Here is a 24,824-nt window from a genome sequence, read left to right as displayed (position 1 = left end):
CATCCCGCGCACGAAAAAGGGCGCCGCTCGCGGCGACGCCCCCTCCACCACCGCTCGCGGCGGCGGTCCCCCTCCCCCGCTTGCGCGAGGGAGGAGACGCTATCTTGGACGCTTTCCGATCAGTCCTCGATCGCATTGGTGGGCTTCGAACCCCACAGCGCGTAGAACAGGATGTAGAGCTCGCAGATCGCGGTCAGCAGGAACGAGTGCTGCAGGCCATATTGGTCGGCCAGCCAGCCCTGCACCGCCACCAGCGCGCCGCCGGCGATCGCCATGATCAGCAGGCCCGAACCCTCTTCGGTCAGCGGGCCGAGGCCCTTGATGCCGAGGGTGAAGATCGTCGGGAACATGATCGAGTGGAACAGGCCCACCAGGATCAGCGACCACATCGCCACCTCGCCGTGGGTGAACACGGTGACCATCATCACGATGAACGCGCCGATCGAGAAGACCGCGAGGACGATGCCCGCGTCGACCTTCTGCATGATCGCCGAACCGACGAAGCGGCCGACCATCATCCCGCCCCACAGCAGGGTGAGGTAACGGCCCGCCTGCTCGGTCGTCATGTTGCCGATCTCGGGACGGCTGACGAAGTTCACGAACAGGTTGCCGACGCCGATCTCGGCGATCAGGTAGATGAAGATCGCGCCGATGCCGAACACCAGGTTGCGGTGGTTCCACAGGCTGTGATGCTTGCGATCCTCCTTGGCGACGCGGCTGGTGGCCGAACCCATCGCCGGCAGCGGGAAGCGCGCGATCACGATCGCGAGGACCAGCAGCACCACGGCGACGAGCACATAGGGCAGGATCACCGCATGCGCGTCGGCCAGGCGCTCGGCCTGGGTGAGCGCGGCCGCACCGGCTTCCGCCGTGCCGCCCTTCGAGCGGCCGAGGATCAGGTACGCACCGAACAGCGGCGCGAGCATCGTGCCGGCCGAGTTCATCGCCTGCACCAGGTTGAGCCGCGACGAGGCGGTCTCGGACGGGCCGATCACCGCGACATAGGGGTTCGCCGCCACCTGCAGCAGCGTGATGCCGCTGGCGATCACGAACAGCATGAACAGGGTGACGCCGTAGGACGGCAGGCTCGCCGCCAGCGTCATGCCCAGCGCGCCCGCCGCCATGATCAGCAGGCCGATCACCAGCGACTTCTGGTAGCCGATCCGCTCGATCAGCTTGGCCGAGGGGATGGAGGCGAAGAAATAGGCGATGAACCAGACGCTCTCGATCAGCGCGGCCTGGAAATAGCTGAGCTCGAACACGCTGCGCAGGTGCGGCAGCAGCGTCCCGTTGATCACCGTAATGAAGCCCCACATGAAGAACAGCGTGGCCAGCAGGGCCAGCGCGCGTCCATATTGTGTTGGGGAAGAGGTTTGCCCGGCCCCCGCCGGAGCAGCCTTTGACGTAGGCACGACCGCCATGCTGGTATGATCCTCTCGATTTTTGCCACGTACGACTGCGGCGGGGTTGCTCTTCGCTTTCTAGTCGGAGTATTCAACCCGACGTCCAGCGTCAACGGCCGCGTCGCAGCTGATCGCAGCGATAGCCCATAGGGAGAGGATTTGCATGAATTATCTGATCAAGGGCGCCCTGCTCGCCGCGGCGGCGGTTCCACTCTCGGCGCATGCCGGCGACGCGACTCGCGCGGCCTTCGGCACGACCGCCGACGGACAGAAGGTGGAGGCGATCACCCTCACCAACAGCCACGGCATGCGCGCCACCATCCTCAGCTATGGCGCGATCCTCCAGTCGCTTTCGACACCGGACCGCAACGGCAAGTCCGAGGACGTGACGCTCGGCTACAACGACATGAAGGGCTATCTGGTCGCCCCGAACTATTTCGGCGCCACCGTCGGCCGCTATGCCAATCGCATCAAGGGCGGCACGTTCAGCATCGACGGCAAGACCTATACGCTCGCCAAGAACAACGGCCCGAATGCGCTGCACGGCGGGCTGAAGGGCTTCGACAAGCGGCTGTGGACGGTGGAGAAGGTGGCGAGCGGCGAAACCGCCAGCGTGACGCTGCGCTATGTCGCCGCCGATGGCGAGGAAGGCTATCCCGGCCAGCTCACCGTCACCGCCACCTATGCGCTGAACGAGAAGAACGAGCTGTCGGTCGAATACACCGCGACCACGACCAAGCCGACGATCGTCAACATCACCAACCACAGCTTCTTCAATCTCGCCGGCGAAGCCTCGCAGCGTTCGATCTACGACCATGTCGTGACCATCCCGGCCGAGACCACGACCCCGGTCGACAAGACGCTGATCCCCACCGGCACGCTGCGCCCGGTCGAGGGCACGCCCTTCGATTTCCGGAAAGCCACCGTGATCGGCACCCGCATCCGCGACGGCCGCGATCCGCAGATCGTGTTCGGCCAGGGCTATGACGAGAATTTCGTGATCGCCAAGGCACCCTCCGCCCAGCCGGTGCTCCACGCCCGCGTCGAGGATCCGTCGAGCGGCCGCGTGATGGAGATCCTGTCCAATCAACCCGGCGTGCAATTCTATACCGGCAACTTCCTCGACGGCACCGCCATCGGCAAGTCGAACCATGCCTATCGCCAGGGCGATGCGCTTGCGCTCGAACCCCAGGTATTCCCGGACACGCCCAACCAGCCGGCGCTCGGCTCGGCACGGCTAAATCCGGGGCAGACCTATCGCAACGTGATCGTCTATCGTTTCTCGACGACCAACTGATCCCCTACTTCCACAAGGCAGCTCCATGACAGAAACCACCCCCAAGCTGCGCAGCCGCGCCTGGTTCGACAACCCCGACAATGTCGACATGACCGCCCTCTATCTGGAGCGGTATCTCAACTATGGGCTGAGCCTGGAGGAACTGCGCTCGGGCAAGCCGATCATCGGCATCGCCCAGACGGGGTCGGACCTGAGCCCGTGCAACCGCCACCACCTGGTGCTGGCCGAGCGCATCCGCGAAGGCATTCGCGAGGCGGGCGGGATCGCGATCGAGTTCCCGGTGCATCCGATCCAGGAAACCGGCAAGCGCCCGACGGCGGGCCTCGATCGCAACCTCGCCTATCTAGGGCTGGTAGAGCTGCTCTACGGCTATCCGATCGACGGCGTGGTGCTCACCACCGGTTGCGACAAGACCACGCCGGCCTGCCTGATGGCGGCGGCGACGGTGAACATCCCCGCCATCGCGCTGTCGGTCGGGCCGATGCTCAACGGCTGGCACCGCGGCGAGCGCACCGGATCGGGCACGATCGTCTGGAAGGCGCGCGAGCTGCTCGCGGCGGGCGAGATCGATGACGACGGCTTCATCCGCCTGGTCAGTTCGTCGGCACCGTCGACCGGCTATTGCAACACGATGGGCACGGCGACGACGATGAACAGCCTCGCAGAGGCGCTGGGCATGATGCTGCCGGGTTCGGCGGCGATTCCTGCCCCGTATCGCGATCGGCAGGAAGCCGCCTATCGCACCGGCAAGCGCATCGTCGACATGGTGCACGAGGATCTCAAACCCTCCGACATCCTGACGCGCGAGGCGTTCCTCAACGCGATCGTCGTCAACTCGGCGATCGGCGGGTCGACCAACGCGCCGATCCACCTCGCCGCGATCGCCCGCCATGTCGGCGCCGAACTGGCGCTCGACGACTGGCAGACGCACGGCCACAAGGTGCCGCTGCTGGTCAACCTGCAGCCCGCCGGCGAATATCTCGGTGAGGACTATTACCGCGCCGGCGGCGTGCCCGCCGTGGTTGCCCAGCTGATGCAGCAGGGCCTGATCCACGAGAATGCGATCACCGCCAACGGCAAGACGATCGGCGAGAATTGCCGCGACGCGACGATCGAGGACGAGAAGGTCATCCGCCGCTTCGAGGAGCCGCTGGTCAACGAGGCGGGTTTCCTCGTGCTGCGCGGCAACCTGTTCGATGCCGCGATCATGAAGACCAGCGTCATCGGCCCCGAATTCCGCGACCGCTACCTGTCCAACCCGAACGATCCCGAGGCGTTCGAAGGCCCGGTGGTGGTGTTCGACGGTCCCGAGGACTATCACCACCGCATCGACGATCCCGCCACCGGCATCACCCCGGACACGCTGCTGGTGATGCGCGGCGCCGGGCCGATCGGCTATCCGGGCGCCGCCGAAGTGGTGAACATGCGCGCGCCGGCCTATCTGATCCGCGAAGGCGTGCATGCGCTGCCGTGCATCGGCGACGGCCGCCAGTCGGGCACCTCGGCCTCGCCGTCGATCCTCAACGCCTCGCCCGAAGCGGCGGCGATGGGCGGCCTGGCGCTGCTCAAGACCGGCGACCGGGTGCGGATCGACCTCAACCGCGGCACCGCCGACGTGCTGATCCCGGCCGAGGAAGTCGCCGAGCGCCGCCGCGTGCTGGCCGAGGCGGGCGGCTATGCCTATCCGGCGTCGCAGACCCCGTGGCAGGCGATCCAGCGTGCCGTGGTCGGCCAGATGAACACCGGCGCGATCCTGGAAGGCGCCGAGCAGTTCCAGCGCATCGCCCAGGCACACGGCGTACCGCGCGACAACCACTGACCTTGCGACCGATGCGGCGGCTGGCTAGCGCCGCCGCATCGGTCCCGAGGAGTTTGCATGTCCGTCTTTACCCATCGCCTCGCCCAGCATCAGGATCTCGAGGCGCTGCGAGCGGTGATGGGCCGGGCGATCGCGCAGCTGCAGCACGGCTTTCTGACGCCGGAGCAGGTCGCGGCCAGCCACCAGGTGATGGGCCTCGACAGCCAGCTGATCGCCGACCAGACCTATTTCCTGATGGAAGACGACGCGGGCACCATTGCCGGCTGCGGCGGCTGGTCGTTCCGCGCGACGCTGTATGGCGGCGATGCCAGCATCGTCGCCCGCGCGCCCCAGAAACTCGATCCGGCACGCGACGCGGCCAAGATCCGCGCAATGTACACCAACCCGGATTTCACCCGCCGCGGCATCGGCAGCCGGGTGCTGGCTCTTTGCGAGGAGGCGGCGCGCGGCGCTGGCTTTCGTCGGGCCGAGATGATGGCGACCATGGCCGGCGTACCGCTGTACGAAGCCTGCGGCTATGTTCAGGTCGAGCCGATCCTATCCGCGCCGATCCAGGGCGTACGGGTCCCGCTGGTGCGGATGGAGAAGCCGCTCTGAGAGACCGCCGCCTCGTGACCATCCCTTAGGCGCGCCGAAACGATACAGTAACCATTTTGAACATACACGCACCGCGCAATTTGAGGAACGAGCCTCAAACACCAAAGATCAAACAAAAATACATCCAGGGTCGAAGCCTGTCGAATTCGGCCATGCGACAGCGGCGCTTCACCGGATGTATTCGTGCAAACTACGTAGCATCATGATTTCATTTCATTATCGGATCTTCGTTCAACTGCCGTTCTATATTGGTACTCGGTTGCCTTTGGCGACGCAGGATCAACAAACGGGGTTTCACGATGAAAACGAAATTGCTGGCGGGTGCGGCCGTGTCCGCCTTGCTGCTCGCCGCGCCGGCCTTTGCGCAGAGCGGGCCGAGCGATCAGGCCGAACTGGTGAAGCTGCTCAAGGCGCAGGCGGAAGAGATCGCCGCACTCCGCGCCCGGCTCGACAAGATCGAAAGCGCGCCGGCAGCAGCGCCCGTGGCCCGCGCCGCCGCTCCCGTGAGCGTACCGCAGGGCGCCCAGGTGAAGCGCGCCGCCACCGCCAATGACGAGGCGATCGCCGATTCCTTCGCGCCGCAGCTCGCCCCCGTGGGCCCCGCCGATCAGAGCGTCGCCCAGGCGCGCGCCGCGGCGAACGCCAACGTCACCACCGAATGGCGCGGCGGCCTGCCGATCTTCCGTTCGGCGGACGGCAAGTTCCTGTTCAAGATGCGCGGCCGTATCATCAACCATGTCAGTTCGACCTTCGGATCGAACTACGACGCCCGCAACATCACGACGACCGGTGCCCGCGCACTGCGTATCGGTATCGAGGGCGCGGTCGGTCCGCACTTCTTCTACCAGTTCGAAAACGACTTTGCGGACAACACCTCCGACGTCGGCACGATGTTCGTCGGCTGGCGCAACGATGTGGGCAAGGTCTCGTACGACGTCCGCTTCGGCAACATGTTCAACGACCGCAGCTTCGAAGGTTCGAGCGGTTCGGACGCGCCGCCGTTCCTGGAACGCAACGTCGTCGCCACCTCGATCATCCCGCAGCGCGGCTTCTACGGCATCGCCCTCATGCCGCGCCTGTTCTGGAAGACCGGCCACGCTTCCGTCACGATCAGCGGCGACGCGGTCGACGCCACCCAGGCGATCAATGACAGCCGCACCGTGCTGGGCCGCGTCCACTGGAACCCGTTCAAGACCGATCGCTCGATCGTCCATGTCGGCCTGTGGGGCTTCGACGAGGCGCTGTCGTCGCGCGGCCCGGGCACGCTGACCCGCAACACCGTGATCGGCGGCCGCTTCAACGGCAACCTGCGCGTGCAGACCGGCACGCTGGTCGGCGGCACCGGCACCACCGGCTATGGCGCGGAACTCGGCGGCTATGTCGGCTCGCTGTGGGTGATGGGCGAAGCGGGCAAGCGCGTCGCACACCTCAACGCCGGTCGCCCGGACTTCGAGAGCAAGGCCTGGAGCCTTTCCACCGGCTTCTTCGTCACCGGCGACCTGCCGCCGTACAATCCGCGCCTCGGCACCTTCGCCCAGCCGCGCGTGCTGCGGCCAGTGTTCGATGGCGGCCCCGGCGCGATCGAAGTGCTCGCCCGCTACGAGAATCTCGAATATTCGGGCATCCCGAACGCGACCAAGGGCGAAGCCGCGACGATCGGCACCAACTGGTATCTGGACAGCATCATGCGCCTGCAGCTGAACCTGATCCACTGGAAGACCAACAACCGCGCCGGCTCGTTCACGGGCAAGGACAGCGGCGAGACGATCAGCGCCGGCTTCGGCATCACCTTCTGATCCGATCGGATGCTGCTGCGCGGCCGTCGCTCCCCCCGGGAGCGGCGGCCGCAAGGCTGTCGGGCGCCCGCTTGCCCTTCCCGCCGCGCCGGCCTACCATCAACGGGTATTCCGGAGTTCTCGACATGGTCCACCGTCACCGCTGAAGCGGCACCTGGCAGCCCGCGGCACGCGCCGCGCCCCTGGACCCTGTTTTCGAGACCATCATGCAACGACTGACCAACAAGACCTGCGTCGTCACCGGCGCAGCCCGCGGCATCGGCCGCGCCATTACCGCGCGCTTTCTGGCGGAGGGCGCCGAGGTAATCCTGACCGACATGGACGGGGATTCCGGCGCCCTCGCCGCCCGCGAACTCGGATGCCGGTTCGCGCCGCTGGACGTTCGCGAGGAAAGCGATTGGGCCCGATTGGCCATGATCGTGCCCGTGGCCGATGTGGTGGTGAACAATGCGGGCGTGACCGGCTTCGAAGCAGGCATGACGCCCCACGATCCCGAGCATGCCACGCTGGAGGATTGGCGCGCGGTGCACCGCGTCAACCTCGACGGCACGTTCCTCGGCTGCCGGTATGCCATCGGCGCGATGAAGGCGGCGGGCACGGGCTCGATCATCAACATCGCCTCCCGCTCGGGCATGGTGGGCATCCCGGGCGCGGCCGCCTACGCCTCTTCGAAGGCGGCGATCCGCAACCACAGCAAGACGGTGGCGCTCTACTGCGCGCAGCAGGGCTGGAAGATCCGCTGCAACAGCATCCACCCCGCCGCGATCCTAACCCCGATGTGGGAGCCGATGCTGGGTAGCGGCCCCGATCGGGCGGCGCGGATGGAAGCGCTCGTCGCAGACACCCCGCTCCGGCGCTTCGGGTTGCCGGAGGAAGTCGCCGCCGTCGCTGCGATGCTCGCTTCGGACGAGGCGGCCTATATCACCGGCGCCGAACTGCAGGTGGACGGCGGATTGCTCGCCGGATCGGCGGCATCGCCCGGCTGAGGCTTGCTACCGCCCCCACAATCGGCGATCCCCTGCCGAGGCCGCATCCGCGGCAGGGGAGATGCACCGCATGAAGACGCCGCCGTTCTCGCTGGTAGATGTGTTCCATGACGGCCCGTTCACCGGCAATCCGCTGGCGGTGGTCCATGGCGGCGGCGATCTCGACACGGCGACGATGCAGGCGATCACCCGCTGGTTCAACCTGAGCGAGACGGTGTTCCTGCTGCCGCCCAGCGTGGAAGGCGCGGACTATCACGCGCGCATCTTCACGCTGGACCGCGAGTTGCCCTTTGCCGGCCATCCGACGATTGGCGCCTGCCATGCCTGGCTGGCCGCAGGCGGCGTGCCCGCCGCGCCGGACCGGATCGTCCAGCAATGCGGGGCGGGGCTGATCCCGATCCGCCGCGACGCCGATCGGCTCGCCTTCGCCGCGCCGCCGCTGCTGCGCAGCGGGCCCGTTGACGGCGACACGCGGGCGAAGCTGGCGCAGGCGCTGCGGATCGATCCCGCCGCGATCGTCGATGCCGCCTGGGCGGACAACGGTCCGGGCTGGATCGCAGTGCTGCTCGATTCTGCCGAGGCGGTGCTGGCGGTGGAACCGGTGCGCCACGCGGACGCGCGGATCGAGATCGGCCTGATCGGCGCGCACCCGGCGGGCGGGCCCGTCGACTGGGAGATCCGCACGATCTTCAGCGGGGCGTTCGGCGCGGTGATCGAGGATCCGGTGACCGGCAGCTTCAACGCCTCGGCAGCGCAGTGGCTCTACGACAGCGGCCGCGTGACCGGCGGTTATGTCGCTGCGCAGGGCACCCGGCTCGATCGGCGTGGCCGCATCTTCGTCGACTATGACGCGGGCGGCCAGGCCTGGATCGGCGGCCGCAGCATGACCATCGCCGAGGGCAGTTTGCCCGGCCTCAGCGCCCTCGCCTGACCAGCCGCGCGACCAGGGTCGTCGCGGTCACCTGGCCGGTGACGCTGGCGGTGGTGATGAACATGTCCGGGATCGCCGACACCGCGATGTAGAGCGGGATCATCGCCAGCGGCGCGCCGAGGATCTGCATGCCCGGCGCGTCGCAGGCATAGAGGATCGCCGCGCCCGGCAGCCCCGGCGTGGCGATGCCCGCGATGACGGCGGAAAGGCCCGCCAGCACCCACTGCACGGGCGAGGCCTGCACGCCCGCCGCATGCGCCGCCAGGAACACCTCGATCACCGTCACGCCGGTCGTCGCCAGCCGGAAGGTGGAGATGGCGAGCGGCAGCGTCGTCCCCGCCACTTCCTGCGGCAGCTTCAGGCCGTTCAGCGCGACCTCCATCGAGACCGGCGCGGTCGCCATCGACGAGCAGGTGCCCGCCGCCGTCGCCTGTGCGGGCAGGATGCCGCGGGCGAAGCGTCCCAGCGGCATCGCGCGCAGGCCGAACACCAGCAGATAGCACATGCCGATCGCCATCAGGCAGAACAGGATCTCCGCCGCGACGTCGCGCGCGAGCACGCCGGCGACACTCGCGCCCGCCGCCTTGCCCGCGCCCATCGCCAGCACGAAGATACCGATCGGCGCGGCCAGCAGGATCCAGTCGACGATGCGCGTCATCGCCTTGGCGAGTTCGTCGATCACTGCCGTCAGCCCGGTGCCGCCGGTCCGCGCCAGTGCCACGCCCAGCAGCACCGCGAACACCACCAGCGGCAGCATCTGCCCGCCGGCCGCCGCCGCGATCGGATTTTCGGGAAGGATGGCGAGGATCTGCTCGGACGCACTGGGCACGTGCGGCACCGCCGGCGGGCCGGCGGTCAGCAGGCCGGCGAGCGGATCGGGCCCCAGCGGGAAGAGCCACAGCACGATCTCCAGCGCGCCCCAGGCGAGCAGCGCCGCCAGTACCAGCATCGGCAGGAACACGGCGAAGCTCGTCGCGAGCAGCCGCCCGCCCTCGCCGTGGCGCACGGCATTGACCACCCCGCTGACCACCAGCGCGAACACCAGCGGCACCAGCGTCATGGTCAGCGCGCGGATCCAGAAGGCGCCGATGGGCGCGAGCAGGTCGATCCACGGCACCAGAAACGCGCCCGCCGGCCAGCGCGCGGAAAAACCCAGCGCCACCCCTGCCAGCAATGCGCCGATCACCAGCGCCGTCTTCGCCATCACCTGTCCTTTTCGCCCGTCCGGCGCGGCTGATGGCGGCTGGACCGCGCCGGCGCCAGACCCTTTTTGTTCAGCGCGGCTCCGGCAATCCCGGTTTGGAGCGGGTGACCATGTCCGCCAGCGCCGCCACCCCGCCGACGACGACATGCGCCGCCAGCATCAGCGTGGCGACGAACAGCACCGCCCCCGCCAGCCCCGCCGAATCGCCGAGCAGGGCGACGATCAGGGGTGCGAGCAGCGCCTCGCGCGCAGGCACGAAGGGCAGCCGCGAAAGCATCATCCGCAGCGTACCCACCAGGAACAGCGCCGCCGCGGGCACCACGGGCAGCAGCAGCTTCCACAGCAGCGCGGTAAGCACCAGGCTCAGCAGGATGCGCACGGTATGGATGCCGAGCGTCTCGGCGATCAGGCGCGGCGGGAGTGCGAACACCACCCGGCGCAAGAAGAAGATGGCGAGCGACGACAGGACGATCGTTCCGGTCGAGATCAGCAGCGTGGTGAACAACGTGCCCTTGGCGAGCCCCTGCACGATCGGCGCGTTCAGCACCATCATCGCCAGCGTCACGAGATTGCCGGCCAGGGCGGAGGTGACGGCAACGTCGCGCAAGGTCTCGAACGGCCGCCCTTCCGGACCCAGCTTCCGCCGCGCCCAGACATAGAGCTGCGCATCGCCCGAATAGCCGAGCACCACTTCGTTCGCCGCCTGCTTGCGCAGCAGCGCCGGAAATGCGCCGATCCCGATGCCCCAGATCCGGCGCAGGATCAGCCAGTCCATCACGGGGCCCAGCACATAGGTGGCGACGAAGCAGAGCCAGAAGATGGGGTTGCGCGGCGTGCGGGTGAGCACGGTGAAGTCCAGCCCGTCCAGCTGCCAGAACACGGCAACGAGAATTGCCGCAGAAAAGGCGAGCCCGACGACCGCAAGGATCCGCTCGCGCGTGGTGGCGGACAGCGACGCATAGGCATCGCGCACCGCCCGTATCGGAGACTTCATGCGGACGCCTCTTGCTCCAGCCGCAGCGGCGGAACGCTGGTGCGGCCGGCCGCAGCCGCCTCGAACAGCGCCAGATAGGCCTGTGCGGAGCGTTCGATGGTGAAGCGCTGGAGCGACTCGAGCAGCGCGGTGCGTTCCGGCGGCGTCGTCGGCGCCGTCCGGATCGCGTCCGCCAGCAGGGTTTCGTTCTGGGGCACGATGGTGCCGAAACGCCCCTGGCCCAGCAGGCTGCGCAAGCCGGCGCCGCAATCGGTCGACACCACGGCCAGCCCGGCCGCGAGCGCCTCGATCACCACCGCCGGCACGCCCTCGTACCGCGACGACATCAACAGCACGTCGAACTCCCCCAGCCGCGCCGGCGCGTCGGCGACATGGCCGGCGAAGTGCACCCGGTCGGCAATTCCAAGCGTGGCCGCGAGCGCTTCCAGCGCCGCGCGCTCCGCCCCGTCACCGAAAATCGTCAGCGTCTCGCCGGGCTGTACCGCGCGGGCGAAGGCGCGCAGCATCAGCGCGAAGTGCTTCTGCGCCACCAGCCGCCCGATCGCGACGAAGCGCCGAGGGCCGCCCGGCCGGGGTCCGCGATCGGGCAGCAGCTGCTCGGCGGAGATCGCCGGGTCGTGCACCACATGGCCGCGGCGCGCCATGGCGGGCGGCAATTCCGGCACCATCGATTCGTCCATCACCACCCAGCTGTGCGCGCACCGTGCCTGGATGTGCAGCCACGTCCGCCAGAAGAAGCGGCCGACCGGGTTGAGATCGCGGCGCGCGAGATCGTTGCTTACCTTGACGACGACCGGCGGGCAGTTGCGCCCGAGCAGCAGGGTCATCGCCACGGCGACGATGGTGTAGGTGGAACCGGCAACGAACAGGATGTCGGGGCGCAGCCGCCGGATCGCGGCGGGCAGCCGCAGGATCATCCAGAGGGTTTCCCAGGAAGCCTGGCTGACGCGGGGCTGGCGGGGCAGGTCATAGGCAATGTCGGCGAACTCGTCGCGCATCGCGCCGTCTTCGCGGCCAAGGAACAAGGGGGCGTCCACGCCTTCCGCCCGCCAGTGCCGCACCAGACGCAAGGCCACGCGCTCCACTCCGCCCGGCGCGAAGCTGTGCAGGAACGTCAGAACGCGGAGGCCCCCGCTACTATCCTTTGGCGACAATCGCGCTTCCCCTACCCCGTGCGACCCTTGCGCCGCCTACGTGCCTGCATCCCTTCGAGGCGACCACCATGGCGCACCGCGCATGCCCGAAAGGTGGGCGCGCTAGCACAAAAATCAACGCCGGAGATACACAATAGGCGGGTGCGGCGGCGGGCCTCGTTTCCCGGAAATGCGCACTCGCTCGACCGCAATGCGAGCATTTCGACCGAGCCGAATCGCGGAAGCCAACGGCGGCTCCGGCCCAGCCACTCGGCCCGCAGACAACAAAAAACCCCGCCAAGCCGTGGGGCTGGCGGGGTCTTTGATGGTGGGCGCGGCAAGGATTGAACTTGCGACCCCTGCGATGTCAACACAGTGCTCTACCACTGAGCTACGCGCCCGAAACTCGGGAAGCGCGCCTCTAGCGGGGGTCCGCCCCCCGCGCAAGCGCTAATTTCAGTTCAGCCCCACATTCTCCGATTCGAACATCCGGTCCACCTCCAGCACCAGGTCACGCAGGTGGAACGGCTTGGAAAGCACGCGCGCCTGCGGCACCTGCTTGCCGGCGCGCAGCGTCACCGCGGCGAAGCCGGTGATGAACATCACCCGCATTTCCGGCGCGATCTCGGCCGCGCGCTGGGCAAGTTCGATCCCGTCCATCTCGGGCATCACGATGTCGGTGAGCAGCAGGTCGAATCGTTCGGTCTCGAGCAGCGGCACCGCCGCCGTCCCGCGGTCGACAGCGCTGACCGCATAGCCCGAGCGCTCCAGCGCACGGGTGAGGTATTCGCGCATCACGCGGTCGTCCTCGGCCAGCAGAATCCGGATCATCTTCACCCCATCGGTACCAACCGCTGGTTCCTTATGAGCGAAGACCTTAAGATTTTCCAGCCGAAGCCGCCCCATGCGTTGCCCGGTCGGCCGCCGCGGCCTAGGCTGCCCCCGTGACTCGCGCCGCCAGCTTCGATCGCTACGGGCCGGTACCGCCGGAAAGCCCCGTGGTGCTCTCCGTGCCCCATGGCGGGCGCGACTATCCGGACGCGCTGCTCGCCGCGCTGCGGGTCCCCGCCGTCGCCCTGCGGGCGCTGGAGGATCGCCACGCCGATTCGCTGGCGCTCGCCGCGCGACGCGAGGAGACGCTGTTCGTCGCCACCCGCGCCCGCGCCTGGATCGACCTCAACCGCGCCGAACATGAACGCGATCCCCAGATCGACGAAGGCGCAAACCTGCTTGGCCGGCCGCTCTCCACCAAGGTGCGCAGCGGCCTGGGGCTGGTGCCACGGCGGGTCGGCACGCTGGGCCAGCTGTGGCGGGGTCGCTTCGCCGGCGAGGATGTGACGGCGCGCATCCTTGCCGATCATCGCCCCTATCATCTGGCGCTGGGCGAAGCGCTGGCAGCGGCACGGGCCCGGTTCGGCATCGCGGTGCTGCTCGACGTGCATTCGATGCCCCCGCTGGGGGCGCCGGAAAGCGCGCCACGGCTGGTAATCGGCGATCGCTTCGGCCGCTCGGCCGCCGCACGGTTCGGTGCGCGGGTAGAGGGCGTGGCCCGGCGCCACGGCGTCGCCATCGCATCGAACGCGCCCTATGCCGGTGGGCACATCCTCGAACGGCACGGCGATCCCCGCCGCGGCGTGCATGCCCTGCAGCTGGAATTCGATCGATCGCTCTATCTGGATGCGGCGCTGGACGAACTCGGTGCGGGCGCGGCGACCATGACGGCGCTGCTCCGCGCGACCATCGACGCCCTGGCCGACGAGGCCCTGCCCGACGCGCTGGCGGCGGAATGAACCGCACATAAAAAACCACCTCGTGGTTACCCACGAGGTGGCCAAGGTTCAGGGAGGAGACACGCCCGAAGGCGCGTCGCACGGCATCGCGAAAGGGGGGACACGAGCCGTACCTAAAAGATATAGAGGGCGGGCGACCGAGTTCAAGGCAACTCATCGCAGAAGTTCATCGATTGAACGGCGAGGCGCTATTTTTCGGGGAAAGCGCGGTCGTGGCGGCGCGGAAGGCGGCTTCGCCAGACAGAGGGGCCAGACAGAGGGGCCAGACAGAGGGGCCAGACAGAAGGGGCCAGACAGAAGGGGGAGCAGCACCGCCGCTCCCCCGGGTCGTGTTCGATCAGCCGACCAGCTGGACTTCGGGCTGCCAGCCCGAACGCATCTGGCGGGCGAACAGCTCGCGCATCTGCGCCAGCGAGAAAAGGTGGGCGTAGATCAGCGGCAGCATGCCGTTCTGGACGATCTTGCGCAGCTGGTCGCCGCGCATCTCGTTCAGCTTGTTCTCGTCGACCATCATGAAGCCGCGATAGACGAAGGGCTGTGCCGCGCCGTCCGGCTGGATCGAGACTTCGCCGTCGATCAGCAGGTTCATGTCCTTCAGCTCGCGCATGAACTGGCTGGTGCGGGCACCGGCGGTCTCGAACTGCTCGTTGAACTGCAGGATGTTCTTGGTGACTTCGCTCGGCTCGCCATTCTCGAACAGGGCCTCGCCCTCCTCGAACTTGCCGATCACGTCCGAGGTCGGATCGAAGCAGAGCGACAGCTCGTCACTCTCCGGGCGCAGGCGGGCGAGCAGGAACGGATAGCGGCGGATATAGGCCGGCACGTAGAAGTTCGGATCGACCAGCTTGCCTTCGGCGTCGAAGAAGGTGTTCACGCCCTCGTTCAGGCCCATCAGCGCCAGCGGCACGGGATCGTCACCGACCGAAAAGACGATCGGCATGAAGCGCTGCACCAGCGGGAATTCCTCGACGGTGACCGGCACGGCGTGCTGGTTGGCAAGGAAAGCCGCGCGATCGGTCGAACGCGTACGGAAATCGGCATGGACCTGGCTCGAAAGCGGCTCGAGCTGATTGTAGAACAAGGGAAGCGACTGCTGCGGCGCGCTGGCCATGAGGATCTCCTGAGAACTTTTTTCGTCGAAAGGCGTTTCAACCGGCCCGCGGTCTATTTGCTGAACGTTTCAGGCGCAAGCGCGACCAGCTTTCCCGGATTGAGAATCAGCTTCGGATCGAGCGCCTTCTTGATCGCGCGCAGCGCGGCCATGCGCGCCGGCGAGGAAAGTCGCGCAAGTTCGTCGCGCTTCATCTGGCCGATGCCGTGCTCGGCGGAGATCGATCCGCCCGCCGCCACCACCATGTCGTGCACCATGCGGGTGATATGCGGCGCGTCCTCCGCATACCAGCGCTCGCGATCGACGCCCCTTGGCGCGCGAACGTGGAAATGGACGTTCCCGTCGCCGAGATGGCCATAGGCGATCGCGTGCGTGCCGGGGAAGCGCGCCTCGGCCGCAGCGCCGCCTTCCACCATGAAGCGCGGCATGTCTTCCACCGGCACCGAAATGTCGTGCTGCACCGCAGGCCCGGCCGAACGCTCGGCCTCCGAAATCGAATGGCGGATGCGCCAGAAGGCTTCCGCCTGCGCCTCGCTGGCGGCGATCACCGCATCCCCGGCGAGCCCCGCCTCGAAAGCGCCGGCCAGCATCCGCTCGAGCACCGTTATGGGCGCCTCCGCGGCCGCGTCGCTCGTCACCGCCTCGATCAGCACGTGCCAGCGATGGCTGCCGGCCAGCGGCAGGCGCGTGCCCGGCACATGCTCCAGCACCAGCGCCACCGTGTCGTCCGGCATGATCTCGAAGCTCTCGACCATGTCGGTCGCCGCCTGCAATCGGCGCAGCAGCGAGAGCGCCTGGGCCGGGCTCTCGACGCCGACCCAGGCCACCGCCCGCGCCGCTGCCGCCGGCACCAGCCGCAGCGTGGCCGCGGTGACGATGCCCAGCGTGCCCTCCGCGCCGATCAGCAGCTGGTTGAGGTCATAGCCGCGATTGTCCTTTTTCAGCGCCGACAGCCCGTCATGCACCGATCCGTCGGGCAGCACCGCCTCGACGCCCGCGATCAGCGCGCGCATCGTACCGAAGCGGAGCACCTGCACGCCCCCCGCATTGGTGGAGACCAGCCCGCCGATCGTGGCACTGCCCCGCGCGCCCAGGTCGAGCGGGAAGCGCCGTCCCGCCGCCTCGGCGGCATCGCGGAAGGTGCCGAGGATCACTCCGGCCTCCGCCACCGCGAGGTTGGCCGCCGCATCCATCGCCCGTATCCGCTGCAGCCGGCGGGTGGAGAGAAGCAAGGCCGACCCGTCCGCGGGCGGGATGGCGCCCCCGACCATGCCGGTATTCCCGCCCTGCGGCACCAGCGCGACGCCCAGATCATTGGCGAGCGCGACCAGCGCGCTGACTTCCTCCGTCGATCCCGGCGACAGCATCGCCGGCGCCGTGCCGTGGTAGCGGCGGCGCCAGTCGGTCAGCCAGGGCGCGATGTCCTGCGGATCGGTCGTGACTGCCTTGGGGCCGAAGCGCTCGGCGGCAAAGGCGGTGATACGCTGCTGCTCGGGTGTCATGATGCTTGCGCACTAGCATGGCGTGCGGCAGTTCATCCACCGTTCAAGCGATGTTCCTACGATCCGATCCCACCATGCCGAATCTGCCGATCGCCGCCGCCGGCCTGGCGCTGATGTTCGTCGCCCCCGCGGCGCGACCGGCGCTGCCCGCGGAAATCGCGCTTGGTTCGGCCGTCCAGCAACATGTGACCATCCATGTGCCGCGCATGACCGTGACGACGACCACCATCGTCGTGCGCGAGGCGCCCTCGGTGGTGGAACGGCGTGCGAAGAACTGCGTCGCGGTCGATCGCATCCAGGGCTTCACCGTCAACGCCGCGGACAGCGTCGACCTGATCCTGGAGGACGGATCGCTGCTCCGCGCCAAGCTGGGCGCCGAATGCCCGGCGCTCGGCTTCTATTCGGGCGCCTATCTGAAGCCGACCAAGGACAGCAAGTTCTGCGCCGGCCGCGATGCCCTCCGATCGCGTTCGGGCCGAACTTGTCCCGTTCAGGCGTTCAAGAACCTGGTTCGCGCACGGTGAAGCTTGACTTTTGCGGCTGAATCCGCAAGCGCGATGCCTTCTGTTAAGGTGCAAATCAACGCGCCCATTATCCGGACAATTGCATGAGCTTTGCCGATCTCGGCCTTTCTGACGAACTCCTCCGCGCGGTGACCGACGCCGGCTATACCGAGCCGACTCCGATCCAGCGCCAGGCGATCCCATCGGTTCTGATGGGGAAGGACCTCATCGGCATCGCCCAGACGGGCACCGGCAAGACCGCCGCCTTCGTGCTGCCGATGATCGACGTGCTCGGCGAAGGGCGCACCCGCGCGCTGATGCCGCGCTCGCTGATCCTCGAGCCCACGCGCGAGCTGGCGGCGCAGGTCGCGGAGAATTTCGAGAAATACGGCCTCAACCACAAGCTCTCGATGGCGCTGCTGATCGGCGGCGTGCAGATGGGCGACCAGGTCAAGGCACTGGAAAAGGGCGTCGACGTCCTGATCGCCACGCCGGGCCGGCTGATGGACCTCTATGGCCGCGGCAAGATCCTGCTCACCGGCTGCAGCCTGCTGGTGATCGACGAGGCGGACCGGATGCTCGACATGGGGTTCATCCCCGACATCGAGGAAATCTGCACCAAGCTGCCCAAGGTGCGCCAGACGCTGCTCTTCTCGGCGACGATGCCGCCGCCGATCAAGAAGCTGGCGGACCGCTTCCTCACCGATCCCAAGACGATCGAAGTGGCGCGCCCCGCCACCGCGAACATCAACATCACCCAGCGCATCGTCCAGGTGCCGGCCACCGCGCATGTGAAGCGCGACGTGCTGCGCCGCCTGCTGCAGCAGGACGAGGTCTCCAACGCGATCATCTTCTGCAACCGCAAGACGACGGTGCGCGACCTCAACAAGAGCCTGAAGAAGCACGGCTTCCGCTCGGCCGAGATTCACGGCGACATGGACCAGTCCGCCCGCATCGCCGAGCTGGACCGGTTCAAGAACGGCGACGTGAACATCCTCGTCGCCTCGGACGTCGCGGCGCGCGGCATCGACGTGAAGGGCGTGAGCCACGTCTTCAACTTCGACGCGCCCTGGCATCCGGACGATTATGTCCACCGCATCGGCCGCACCGGCCGCGGCGGCGCCACCGGCATCGCTTATACGCTGGTGACGCCCGAGGATGCCGAGAACATCGTCGAGATCGAGAAGCTGACCGGTCACAAGATCGAGCGCGTGCCGAGCCCGGTCGCGTCGTCGGACGATGCAGATGCCCCGGCGCCCAAGCGCGAGCGTGGCAAGAAGCGCGAACCCAAGAAGGCGGAGCCGCGCCGCGAGGACGTCGCCGCCGAGGCACCGGCCAAGCCCCGGTCCCGCCGCGCCGCAGCACCGCGCGAGGAGGCCCCTGCAGCGCCCGCACCTCGCGAGGAGAGCCGCGCTCGTCCCCCGCGCGACGACCGCCCCACCCGCAACGAGCGTCCGGTGCGCGACGAGCGCCCCGTGCGCGACGAACGTCCGCTCCGCGACGACCGCCGCCGCCGCCGCGACCAGGACGACGGCCCGGACGAAGGCTGGAACGGTCCGATCCCCGACTTCCTCAACTACACGATCGACGCCTGAGCCGGCGGCGCGGAGACGCGCCGTCGCGTCGGCCTGCCAGCGTCCGCAGCCTTCAGCGCAACATCGGCTGCGCGCGCCCGTAGGTGCCTTAGCTTCCCCGATCGCCCAGCCACTGGTTGCGCGAACGGGGCCGGCAGCTAGTTTTTTGCGTCTGCAGCCCAGCGCACCATGAAGGAAGGCTGGTCTCTCGCAGCGGGAGATAAGGTTTGTCGCGCTTCCGGTTTCTCGTGCCCTTTCTCCTTGCGGTCGGCATGGCAAGCGTGGCCCATGGACAGCGCAGCGGGCCCGATGCCGCCCTGGCGCAATCGGCCCTTCCCAGGAACGAGCGAGCGGGCATCTGGCAACCCGGCACGGATGGAGAGCAGATTCCGCTCTGGCCGGCAGGCACGCCGCTCGCCAAGCCCGATACCGGCGATCGCCCCGAAGGCACCGGGAACGGCACAGGCCTGGTCGGCGGCCGCACATGGCATTGGGCAAGCTATGTCACCCGCCCGACCATGACCCTATATCGGCCGAAGGGGCGCAACCCGGGCACTGCCATGCTGGTCCTGCCGGGCGGCGGGTTCGAAGTCCTTGCGATGGATCTGGAAGGCACCGAAATCTGCGACTGGGCGGTGCAGCAGGGCATGACCTGCGCCGTTCTGAAATACCGGGTGCCGCAGAAGTGGCCGATCAGGCATGGCAAGCAACAGCGACCGAAGATGCTTCTGGCCTTGGAAGACGCCCAGCGTGCCATGGGCCTGTTGCGGGAACAGGCTGCGTCCTACGGGGTCGACCCGCACAAGATCGGCGTGATCGGCTTTTCGGCGGGGGCTTATCTCGCAGCGAACATGAGCAACACCGAAGCGCGCACCTACCCGCTTGCGGATGCGGCGGACCGCCAATCGCCCCTGCCCGATTTCGCGATCGTCGCCTATACTGCGCGCATGCTGGACGACAGCAAGGGCAGGAACAGTCTCGAGCTCAAGCCATGGGTTACCATCAGCCCCAAGGCACCGCCGACGATGATCCTGCATGCCATGAACGACCCGATGGACCCGATCCGCCAGCCAATTGCTTATGCCCTGGCGCTCAGCGACGCCGGCGTACCGGTCGACATGCGGCTTTATGCCAAGGGAGGCCATGCGTTCGGGATGCGGCCGACGGCCGATCCGATCTCCCGCGAATGGCCCGGTGCGGTTGCGCAGTGGCTGCGCAACATCGGCATGCTCTGACTCGGGCGAGATGGTGGGGGGCACCGGCGGAGTTCAAGCTGCGGATAGCCCAGCGAGGACCTGGTCCCCGCCCAGCCCGCACCAGTGCGCCGCTGCACCCGCGCACCGGACAGTGCTCGCCCTGCCCGATCAAGCCGGCTCGGCCGCCTTTTGCGCTTCCGCAACCAGCGCGTCATCCATCGCCCAGGCGCGCTGATAGGCCGCGCGGCTCTGTACCCGTTCGATATAGGCCGCGAACGAGTCGCGCTTCGGCAGCATGCCGAACATCGTCGTCCATCCGATCTGCGAACCCAGATAGACGTCGGCGGCGGTGAAGCGGTCGCCGGTCGCATAGGGACGCGACGACAGCAGTCCGTCGAGCACGTCCACCACGAGGTCGAAATTGCCATAGCCGAACATGCGCGACTGATCGCCCGAATCGAACTTGGCGTAATTGTTGGTCGTCGCCTGCTCCACCGGCCCGGCCGCGTAGAACAGCCAGCGATAATAGTCTGCGCGCTCCTCCGGCAGCGGCGCGAGGCCTGCCTCCGGAAACGCCTCCGCCAGATAGGCGCAGATCGCGGCACATTCGGTGACGACCTTGCCGCCATGGACGATGGCCGGCACCTTCCCCATCGGGTTGATCGCGCGATATGCCTCCCCCTTCATCGTCGAGGCATAGTCGAGCACTTCGACGCTGTACGTCGCGCCCACCTCCTCGAGCATCCACCGCGCGATGCGGCCGCGCGATTGCGGGTTGGTGTAGAGAATCAGTTGGTCCGTCATGGCCCCGTACCCCTGTTGCCCCCGACTCGAACGGCCGAGAACAAGAGGGGAACACGGATCATGCGCCGGGTCAACCGGTCAAAGACCGGCGAAGGTCTTGAGCAATCGATCCCATGCGCGATCGGCCTGTGCCGCATTGTAGACGCGGCTGTCCGGCGGGCACCAGCCGTGCATCGCACCGGCATAGACTTCGATCTCGGCGGGGACCTTGGCGGCCCCGAAGGCCGAGCGCAGCGCGTTCTTGTCGTCCGGTGCACGCGCGTCGTCATTCTCGGCGATGGCGACCAGGTAGCGGCCCTGCAACTGCGGCACCAGCTTGTGCGGGCTGTCCGCCGCATCAGTCACCAGCCCCGCACCATGGAAGCTGCCGCCGGCGCGTACCCGCCCCGGGAGCGCGGCGGCGGTGCGGAAGACGAAGGGGCCGCCCATGCAATAGCCGGTGCTGCCCATGCCGCGCTTGCGATCCACCTCGGGCTGGGCATCGAGGAAGGCGGCGAAGCTCCCGGCGTCGGCGGTGATCGCCGCCGGGGTCAGCGGATCGCGCCAGGGCATGATCATCGCGCGAACCTCGGGCTGGTCGAACGACTGGCCCGGTTTCAGGAACGGCGCCTTGGTCGATCGGTAGAACTGGTTCACCGTCAGCACCGCATAGCCCGATTGCGCCAGCCGATCGGCCATCTGCCGGAAGGCCGGGCGCAGGCCCATGATGTCCGGCCATACCAGCACCGCCGGGTGCTTGCCGCTGGCCGGTGCGACGAAATAGGCATCGGCCGTGCCGTCGGCAGTTTTGATGGTGACGTCGCGGCCCTGCACCGTCGCGGCGTTGGCAGGGCTCGGCAGGATCGCCATGAAGCCGGACGCGGCGGCGGCGGCGGTAAAGCCGCGGCGGGTGAGACCGCCCATCGCCCGGTTGTTCTCGGCTGCGGTATGTTCGTCACACATGGCTATGCTCCTCGTCGGGGTTGTCGCCCTCGACAGGTTCTATTGCAGCACGCTGCTCGGGCAAGGTGCCCTGAGTGCCACCGCCCCGATCGCACATTTCTAAAACGCTTGCTGCAATCCCGTGAGCTACATCGAATTTTAGGTGCTTCTTCATCTCCACGAATATGCGTAGATGTCTACACATCGCTACCAGGGCTGATGAGCGCCGGCGGGAGTTTCGTGGACCGGGGGAAAGCGAAAACTCTATCTGCTCTGACATGTACGCGAAAACGCAACATGTCAGCCTGGCCCGGAGCGATCATTGGGTCGCACGCCGCTTGATCCAGGGGGGGCCTCACACTTTGCAATTGCAAGGGGGAGGGCAATTATATGGATTGAGCGGCGCCCTTTGCTGCAGATCGGATTAGCAGAACGGGCCCCGGCGCTGGTTGCGCCGAGGCCCGCTCGTTTACGCCCGGGAAGGCGATCTCAATGCTTGAACAGGCTTTCCGCCGTGTGCTCGACCGGCGCGGCTTCCTGCGGCTCGGGCACATGGCTTGCGGCATAGCGCTCGGCGCGAAGCTGCTCGATCAGCGCTTCGCGGTCGCCCTCGAGACGGGTATCGGTCGGCGCCTCGATGCCGGCGGCCTTGGCGGCCTTCGCCACCAGCGCGTCCAGCTCGCGCTGCGAGCACAGGCCCAGCGTCACCGGATCCTTCGGCACGATGTTGCCGATGTTCCAGTGGGTACGGTCGCGGATCGCGGCGATGGTGGTGCGGGTGGTGCCGATCAGCTTGCCGATCGCGCCGTCGGACACTTCCGGATGGTGGCGCAGGATCCAGGCAATGCCGTCCGGCTTGTCCTGCCGCTTCGAGACCGGCGTGTAGCGCGGCCCCTTGGTGCGGCGGACCTGCTCGGGGCCCTTCTGCATCTTGAGGACGTAGTTGGGGTTCGCCTGCCCCTTCTCGATCTCGTCCATCGTCAGTTCGTGCGCGCGCACCGGATCGCGGCCGGTGAGCTTGGTCGCGGCGGTATCGTCGGCGATCGCCTGGACTTCCAGGATGTGGAGCCCGCAGAACTCGGCAATCTGCTCGAACGACAGCGACGTATTGTCGACCAGCCAGGAAGCGGTCGCGTGCGGCATCAGCGGCTGGGCCACGGTGGATCTCCGGAACTTGAAACAATAAGGGCCGCCCATCACGGGCGGCCACACATGGTCTTGATGTAGGGGAGCTTGCCCGTGGGAGCAAGCGTTTCCGCGATTCAGGCGGCCGCCTTCTCGCATCCGATCGGCACCAGCGCGGTCAGGAACTGTCGCGCGCTCGCTTCCCAGGTGAAGCTGCGGCCATAGGCGGCGCAGGCGGCGCGATCGAGCGCCAGGGCCTTGTCGATCGCGGCGCCCAGATCCTCGTCCATCGCGCCGCTCTCCGGCGTCAGCACGTCGATCGGCCCGGTGACCGGATAGGCGGCAACCGGGGTCCCGCAGGCCAGCGCCTCGATCATCACCAGCCCGAACGTATCGGTACGGCTGGGAAAGACGAACACGTCCGCGCTTGCATAGGCGCTGGCGAGATCGGCCCCGAACTGCGCGCCGAGGAATACCGTGTCCGGATATTTGGCCTCCAGCATCGCCCGCGCCGGACCGTCGCCCACCACCACCTTGGTGCCCGGCCGGTCGACGCGGAGGAACGCCTCGAGATTCTTCTCCACCGCCACCCGGCCGACATAGAGCATCACCGGCCCGGCCAGCCCCAGCATCTGCGGGTGCGGCGGCAGGCCGGGGTGGAAATGCGCGAGATCGACGCCGCGGCCCCAGTGGCGCACCTGCGGCAGGCCGTGATCGACCAGCGACTGGCGGATCGACGCGGTCGAGGCGAGGATCGTCGCGCTCGGCGTGTGGAACCAGCGGATATAGCGCCAGATCCATTCCGCCGGCACGCCGGAACGGGCCGAGACATAGTCCGGGAACTGGGTGTGATAGGCGGTGGTGAACGGCCGCTTCTGGCGCAGGCACCAGCGCCGCGCCGCCACGCACAGCGGGCCTTCGGTGGCGAGGTGGATCGCATTGGGGGCGAATTCCTCGAGCATGGCGCCGACTGCCGCCACGCTGGTGATCGCCAGCCGGATCTCCGGATAGGTCGGGCAGGGCAGCGAATAGAATTTGTCGGGCGAGACGACCAGCACCTGGTGGCCCTGGCTCTCCAGCACCCGCCGCACCGACTGGAGCGTGCGGACGACGCCGTTGACCTGGGGCTCCCAGGCATCGGTCACGATCGCGATACGCACGGCCTCGGTCCCCCCTGCCGCCGTCACGCCGCCGCCAGTCTGACCTCGGACTCCGGCGGCGACTCGCGCGCTGCCATCTCGTCGGCCCAGTGGAGAATTTCCATGGACCCGTCGTAATGCTCCACCAGCGCGGTGCAACCCTCTACCCAATCGCCGTCGTTATAATATGCGACACCGTCGATCGCGCGGATCTCCGCCTTGTGAATATGTCCGGCGATCACGCCGTCGACACCACGGGCGCCGGCTTCGCGCGCGACGATTTCCTCGAACTTGGAGATGAAGGACACCGCGTTCTTGACCTTCTGCTTGGCGTATTTGCTCAGCGACCAATAGGGCAGCCCCATCCAGCGGCGCACCCGGTTCAGCCAGCGGTTGAGCGTCATCATCATCTCGTAGGCGGCGTCGCCGAGATGGGCGAGCCAGCGGTGGGACATGGTGATCGCGTCGAACTCGTCGCCGTGCAGCACCAGCAGGCGGCGCCCGTCGGCGGTGGTGTGGATGGCCTGCCGCTTGATCTTCACGCCGCCGAAATCGAGCCCGGTGAACTGGCGGAACATCTCGTCATGATTACCGGGAATATAGACGATCTCGGTACCGCGCTTCGCCCGCTTGAGCACGCGCCAGACGATGTCGTTGTGCGTCGCCGGCCAGTAAAGGCGCTTCTTCATCGCCCAGCCGTCGATGATGTCGCCCACAAGATACATGGTGTCGCTGTCGACATGGTCGAGAAAGTCGATCAGCATCTCGGCATTGCAGCCGCGAGTACCGAGATGGACGTCGGAGATCCAGATTGCGCGGTACTGGCGCCGTTCGCCGATCGGTCGCTCCGGAATGGTGGGGGTGGTCGCGTGAAAGTCCGCGAGACCCGCGACATCAAACGAAAGCCTGGTGATCGTGGCCATGCCCAAGTTCCCGTGCAGCTTGCCCATGCAGAGACTCGCCTATGGCGCCACTTTGTTACAAATCGAATCCCTCGGA

The 24,824-nt window shown here is 67.6% G+C and carries 22 protein-coding genes and 1 tRNA gene; 10 read left to right on the top strand and 13 right to left on the bottom strand.

The window, feature by feature from the left end:
- Positions 1 to 119: 119 nt before the first annotated feature.
- Positions 120 to 1,421, bottom strand: a complete 1,302-nt coding sequence (locus SPI01S_RS18350) for a sugar MFS transporter (RefSeq protein WP_066726061.1) — start codon at positions 1,419 to 1,421, stop codon at positions 120 to 122.
- A gap of 145 nt (positions 1,422 to 1,566) precedes the next feature.
- Between SPI01S_RS18350 and SPI01S_RS18345 the strand changes: the two genes are divergently transcribed.
- The 6 genes from SPI01S_RS18345 (at position 1,567) to SPI01S_RS18320 (ending at position 8,829) form a co-directional block, all read left to right on the top strand.
- Positions 1,567 to 2,700 (top strand): aldose epimerase family protein, encoded by a 1,134-nt coding sequence (locus tag SPI01S_RS18345; RefSeq protein ID WP_066726058.1) that lies wholly within the window; start codon positions 1,567 to 1,569, stop codon positions 2,698 to 2,700.
- Positions 2,701 to 2,725: 25 nt separating this feature from the next.
- A complete protein-coding gene (locus tag SPI01S_RS18340) occupies positions 2,726 to 4,519 on the top strand; it encodes an IlvD/Edd family dehydratase (RefSeq protein ID WP_066726055.1) in 1,794 nt (597 codons plus the stop codon).
- 57 nt (positions 4,520 to 4,576) lie between these two features.
- Positions 4,577 to 5,116, top strand: a complete 540-nt coding sequence (locus tag SPI01S_RS18335; protein WP_066726052.1) for a GNAT family N-acetyltransferase — start codon at positions 4,577 to 4,579, stop codon at positions 5,114 to 5,116.
- Positions 5,117 to 5,415: 299 nt separating this feature from the next.
- Positions 5,416 to 6,912, top strand: a complete 1,497-nt coding sequence (locus SPI01S_RS18330) for an OprO/OprP family phosphate-selective porin (protein ID WP_066726049.1) — start codon at positions 5,416 to 5,418, stop codon at positions 6,910 to 6,912.
- Positions 6,913 to 7,118: 206 nt separating this feature from the next.
- Positions 7,119 to 7,898: an SDR family oxidoreductase gene (locus SPI01S_RS18325; RefSeq protein ID WP_066726046.1), complete on the top strand. Its 780-nt coding sequence runs from the start codon at positions 7,119 to 7,121 to the stop codon at positions 7,896 to 7,898.
- A gap of 70 nt (positions 7,899 to 7,968) precedes the next feature.
- Positions 7,969 to 8,829 (top strand): PhzF family phenazine biosynthesis protein, encoded by an 861-nt coding sequence (locus SPI01S_RS18320; protein WP_066726109.1) that lies wholly within the window; start codon positions 7,969 to 7,971, stop codon positions 8,827 to 8,829.
- Here the strand turns inward: SPI01S_RS18320 and SPI01S_RS18315 are convergent.
- From SPI01S_RS18315 to cpdR, 5 genes are all read right to left on the bottom strand, one after another.
- Positions 8,813 to 10,033 (bottom strand): dicarboxylate/amino acid:cation symporter, encoded by a 1,221-nt coding sequence (locus SPI01S_RS18315; protein WP_066726043.1) that lies wholly within the window; start codon positions 10,031 to 10,033, stop codon positions 8,813 to 8,815. The two genes, SPI01S_RS18320 and SPI01S_RS18315, sit on opposite strands and share 17 nt — an antisense overlap.
- Positions 10,034 to 10,103: 70 nt before the next feature.
- On the bottom strand, positions 10,104 to 11,027 hold the full coding sequence (locus tag SPI01S_RS18310; RefSeq protein WP_157084775.1) for a hypothetical protein: 924 nt from the start codon (positions 11,025 to 11,027) through the stop codon (positions 10,104 to 10,106).
- Positions 11,024 to 12,112: a glycosyltransferase gene (locus tag SPI01S_RS18305; RefSeq protein WP_281179452.1), complete on the bottom strand. Its 1,089-nt coding sequence runs from the start codon at positions 12,110 to 12,112 to the stop codon at positions 11,024 to 11,026. Before SPI01S_RS18305 ends, SPI01S_RS18310 begins: the two co-directional genes overlap by 4 nt.
- A gap of 374 nt (positions 12,113 to 12,486) precedes the next feature.
- Positions 12,487 to 12,561, bottom strand: a tRNA-Val gene (locus SPI01S_RS18300).
- Between the two features lie 55 nt (positions 12,562 to 12,616).
- Positions 12,617 to 12,991 carry a cell cycle two-component system response regulator CpdR gene (cpdR, locus tag SPI01S_RS18295; protein WP_066726103.1) on the bottom strand — a complete coding sequence of 125 codons (375 nt, stop codon included), beginning with the start codon at positions 12,989 to 12,991 and terminating at the stop codon, positions 12,617 to 12,619.
- A gap of 113 nt (positions 12,992 to 13,104) precedes the next feature.
- Here cpdR and SPI01S_RS18290 point away from each other — a divergent pair, with 113 nt between their 5' ends.
- Positions 13,105 to 13,950, top strand: coding sequence for an N-formylglutamate amidohydrolase (locus tag SPI01S_RS18290; RefSeq protein ID WP_066726033.1), 846 nt, complete (start codon positions 13,105 to 13,107; stop codon positions 13,948 to 13,950).
- Between the two features lie 337 nt (positions 13,951 to 14,287).
- Here the strand turns inward: SPI01S_RS18290 and SPI01S_RS18285 are convergent, their stop codons facing one another.
- On the bottom strand, positions 14,288 to 15,061 hold the full coding sequence (locus SPI01S_RS18285; RefSeq protein ID WP_066726031.1) for a SapC family protein: 774 nt from the start codon (positions 15,059 to 15,061) through the stop codon (positions 14,288 to 14,290).
- A 53-nt stretch (positions 15,062 to 15,114) separates the two neighbouring features.
- The gene (locus SPI01S_RS18280; protein WP_066726028.1) at positions 15,115 to 16,563 is read right to left on the bottom strand and encodes an FAD-binding oxidoreductase; all 1,449 of its coding nucleotides are present in this window, start codon (positions 16,561 to 16,563) and stop codon (positions 15,115 to 15,117) included.
- A 74-nt stretch (positions 16,564 to 16,637) separates the two neighbouring features.
- Here SPI01S_RS18280 and SPI01S_RS18275 point away from each other — a divergent pair, with 74 nt between their 5' ends.
- From SPI01S_RS18275 to SPI01S_RS18265, 3 genes are all read left to right on the top strand, one after another.
- The gene (locus SPI01S_RS18275; RefSeq protein ID WP_066726025.1) at positions 16,638 to 17,087 is read left to right on the top strand and encodes a hypothetical protein; all 450 of its coding nucleotides are present in this window, start codon (positions 16,638 to 16,640) and stop codon (positions 17,085 to 17,087) included.
- Between the two features lie 83 nt (positions 17,088 to 17,170).
- Positions 17,171 to 18,661 (top strand): DEAD/DEAH box helicase, encoded by a 1,491-nt coding sequence (locus SPI01S_RS18270; RefSeq protein ID WP_066726023.1) that lies wholly within the window; start codon positions 17,171 to 17,173, stop codon positions 18,659 to 18,661.
- A gap of 206 nt (positions 18,662 to 18,867) precedes the next feature.
- Positions 18,868 to 19,875 carry an alpha/beta hydrolase gene (locus SPI01S_RS18265; protein WP_245653662.1) on the top strand — a complete coding sequence of 336 codons (1,008 nt, stop codon included), beginning with the start codon at positions 18,868 to 18,870 and terminating at the stop codon, positions 19,873 to 19,875.
- 129 nt (positions 19,876 to 20,004) lie between these two features.
- Here SPI01S_RS18265 and SPI01S_RS18260 read toward each other — a convergent pair whose 3' ends face one another.
- From SPI01S_RS18260 to SPI01S_RS18240, 5 genes are all read right to left on the bottom strand, one after another.
- Complete coding sequence (locus SPI01S_RS18260) at positions 20,005 to 20,640, bottom strand: glutathione S-transferase family protein (protein WP_066726020.1); 636 nt, start codon at positions 20,638 to 20,640, stop codon at positions 20,005 to 20,007.
- Positions 20,641 to 20,718: 78 nt separating this feature from the next.
- On the bottom strand, positions 20,719 to 21,582 hold the full coding sequence (locus SPI01S_RS18255) for a dienelactone hydrolase family protein (protein ID WP_066726016.1): 864 nt from the start codon (positions 21,580 to 21,582) through the stop codon (positions 20,719 to 20,721).
- Positions 21,583 to 22,050: 468 nt separating this feature from the next.
- Positions 22,051 to 22,704 (bottom strand): DUF1013 domain-containing protein, encoded by a 654-nt coding sequence (locus tag SPI01S_RS18250; protein WP_084253575.1) that lies wholly within the window; start codon positions 22,702 to 22,704, stop codon positions 22,051 to 22,053.
- A 119-nt stretch (positions 22,705 to 22,823) separates the two neighbouring features.
- Positions 22,824 to 23,846 carry a glycosyltransferase family 4 protein gene (locus tag SPI01S_RS18245; RefSeq protein ID WP_066726093.1) on the bottom strand — a complete coding sequence of 341 codons (1,023 nt, stop codon included), beginning with the start codon at positions 23,844 to 23,846 and terminating at the stop codon, positions 22,824 to 22,826.
- Positions 23,847 to 23,869: 23 nt separating this feature from the next.
- The gene (locus SPI01S_RS18240; protein ID WP_066726096.1) at positions 23,870 to 24,748 is read right to left on the bottom strand and encodes a UDP-2,3-diacylglucosamine diphosphatase; all 879 of its coding nucleotides are present in this window, start codon (positions 24,746 to 24,748) and stop codon (positions 23,870 to 23,872) included.
- Positions 24,749 to 24,824: the final 76 nt, after the last annotated feature.

The sequence above is a fragment of the Sphingomonas pituitosa NBRC 102491 genome, from assembly GCF_001598435.1.
Classification (GTDB): domain Bacteria; phylum Pseudomonadota; class Alphaproteobacteria; order Sphingomonadales; family Sphingomonadaceae; genus Sphingomonas; species Sphingomonas pituitosa.
This window is presented reverse-complemented; position numbering and strand designations above follow the sequence as displayed.

Coding starts and splice junctions, on each gene's coding strand:
- SPI01S_RS18350 (WP_066726061.1), bottom strand. CDS start 1,421: ATGGCGGTCGTGCCTACGTCAAAGGCTGCTCCGGCGGGGGCCGGGCAA.
- SPI01S_RS18250 (WP_084253575.1), bottom strand. CDS start 22,704: ATGCCGCACGCGACCGCTTCCTGGCTGGTCGACAATACGTCGCTGTCG.
- SPI01S_RS18260 (WP_066726020.1), bottom strand. CDS start 20,640: ATGACGGACCAACTGATTCTCTACACCAACCCGCAATCGCGCGGCCGC.
- SPI01S_RS18310 (WP_157084775.1), bottom strand. CDS start 11,027: ATGAAGTCTCCGATACGGGCGGTGCGCGATGCCTATGCGTCGCTGTCC.
- SPI01S_RS18270 (WP_066726023.1), top strand. CDS start 17,171: ATGAGCTTTGCCGATCTCGGCCTTTCTGACGAACTCCTCCGCGCGGTG.
- cpdR (WP_066726103.1), bottom strand. CDS start 12,991: ATGATCCGGATTCTGCTGGCCGAGGACGACCGCGTGATGCGCGAATAC.
- SPI01S_RS18345 (WP_066726058.1), top strand. CDS start 1,567: ATGAATTATCTGATCAAGGGCGCCCTGCTCGCCGCGGCGGCGGTTCCA.
- SPI01S_RS18280 (WP_066726028.1), bottom strand. CDS start 16,563: ATGACACCCGAGCAGCAGCGTATCACCGCCTTTGCCGCCGAGCGCTTC.
- SPI01S_RS18335 (WP_066726052.1), top strand. CDS start 4,577: ATGTCCGTCTTTACCCATCGCCTCGCCCAGCATCAGGATCTCGAGGCG.
- SPI01S_RS18240 (WP_066726096.1), bottom strand. CDS start 24,748: ATGGCCACGATCACCAGGCTTTCGTTTGATGTCGCGGGTCTCGCGGAC.
- SPI01S_RS18285 (WP_066726031.1), bottom strand. CDS start 15,061: ATGGCCAGCGCGCCGCAGCAGTCGCTTCCCTTGTTCTACAATCAGCTC.
- SPI01S_RS18320 (WP_066726109.1), top strand. CDS start 7,969: ATGAAGACGCCGCCGTTCTCGCTGGTAGATGTGTTCCATGACGGCCCG.
- SPI01S_RS18330 (WP_066726049.1), top strand. CDS start 5,416: ATGAAAACGAAATTGCTGGCGGGTGCGGCCGTGTCCGCCTTGCTGCTC.
- SPI01S_RS18325 (WP_066726046.1), top strand. CDS start 7,119: ATGCAACGACTGACCAACAAGACCTGCGTCGTCACCGGCGCAGCCCGC.
- SPI01S_RS18255 (WP_066726016.1), bottom strand. CDS start 21,582: ATGTGTGACGAACATACCGCAGCCGAGAACAACCGGGCGATGGGCGGT.
- SPI01S_RS18340 (WP_066726055.1), top strand. CDS start 2,726: ATGACAGAAACCACCCCCAAGCTGCGCAGCCGCGCCTGGTTCGACAAC.
- SPI01S_RS18275 (WP_066726025.1), top strand. CDS start 16,638: ATGCCGAATCTGCCGATCGCCGCCGCCGGCCTGGCGCTGATGTTCGTC.
- SPI01S_RS18315 (WP_066726043.1), bottom strand. CDS start 10,033: ATGGCGAAGACGGCGCTGGTGATCGGCGCATTGCTGGCAGGGGTGGCG.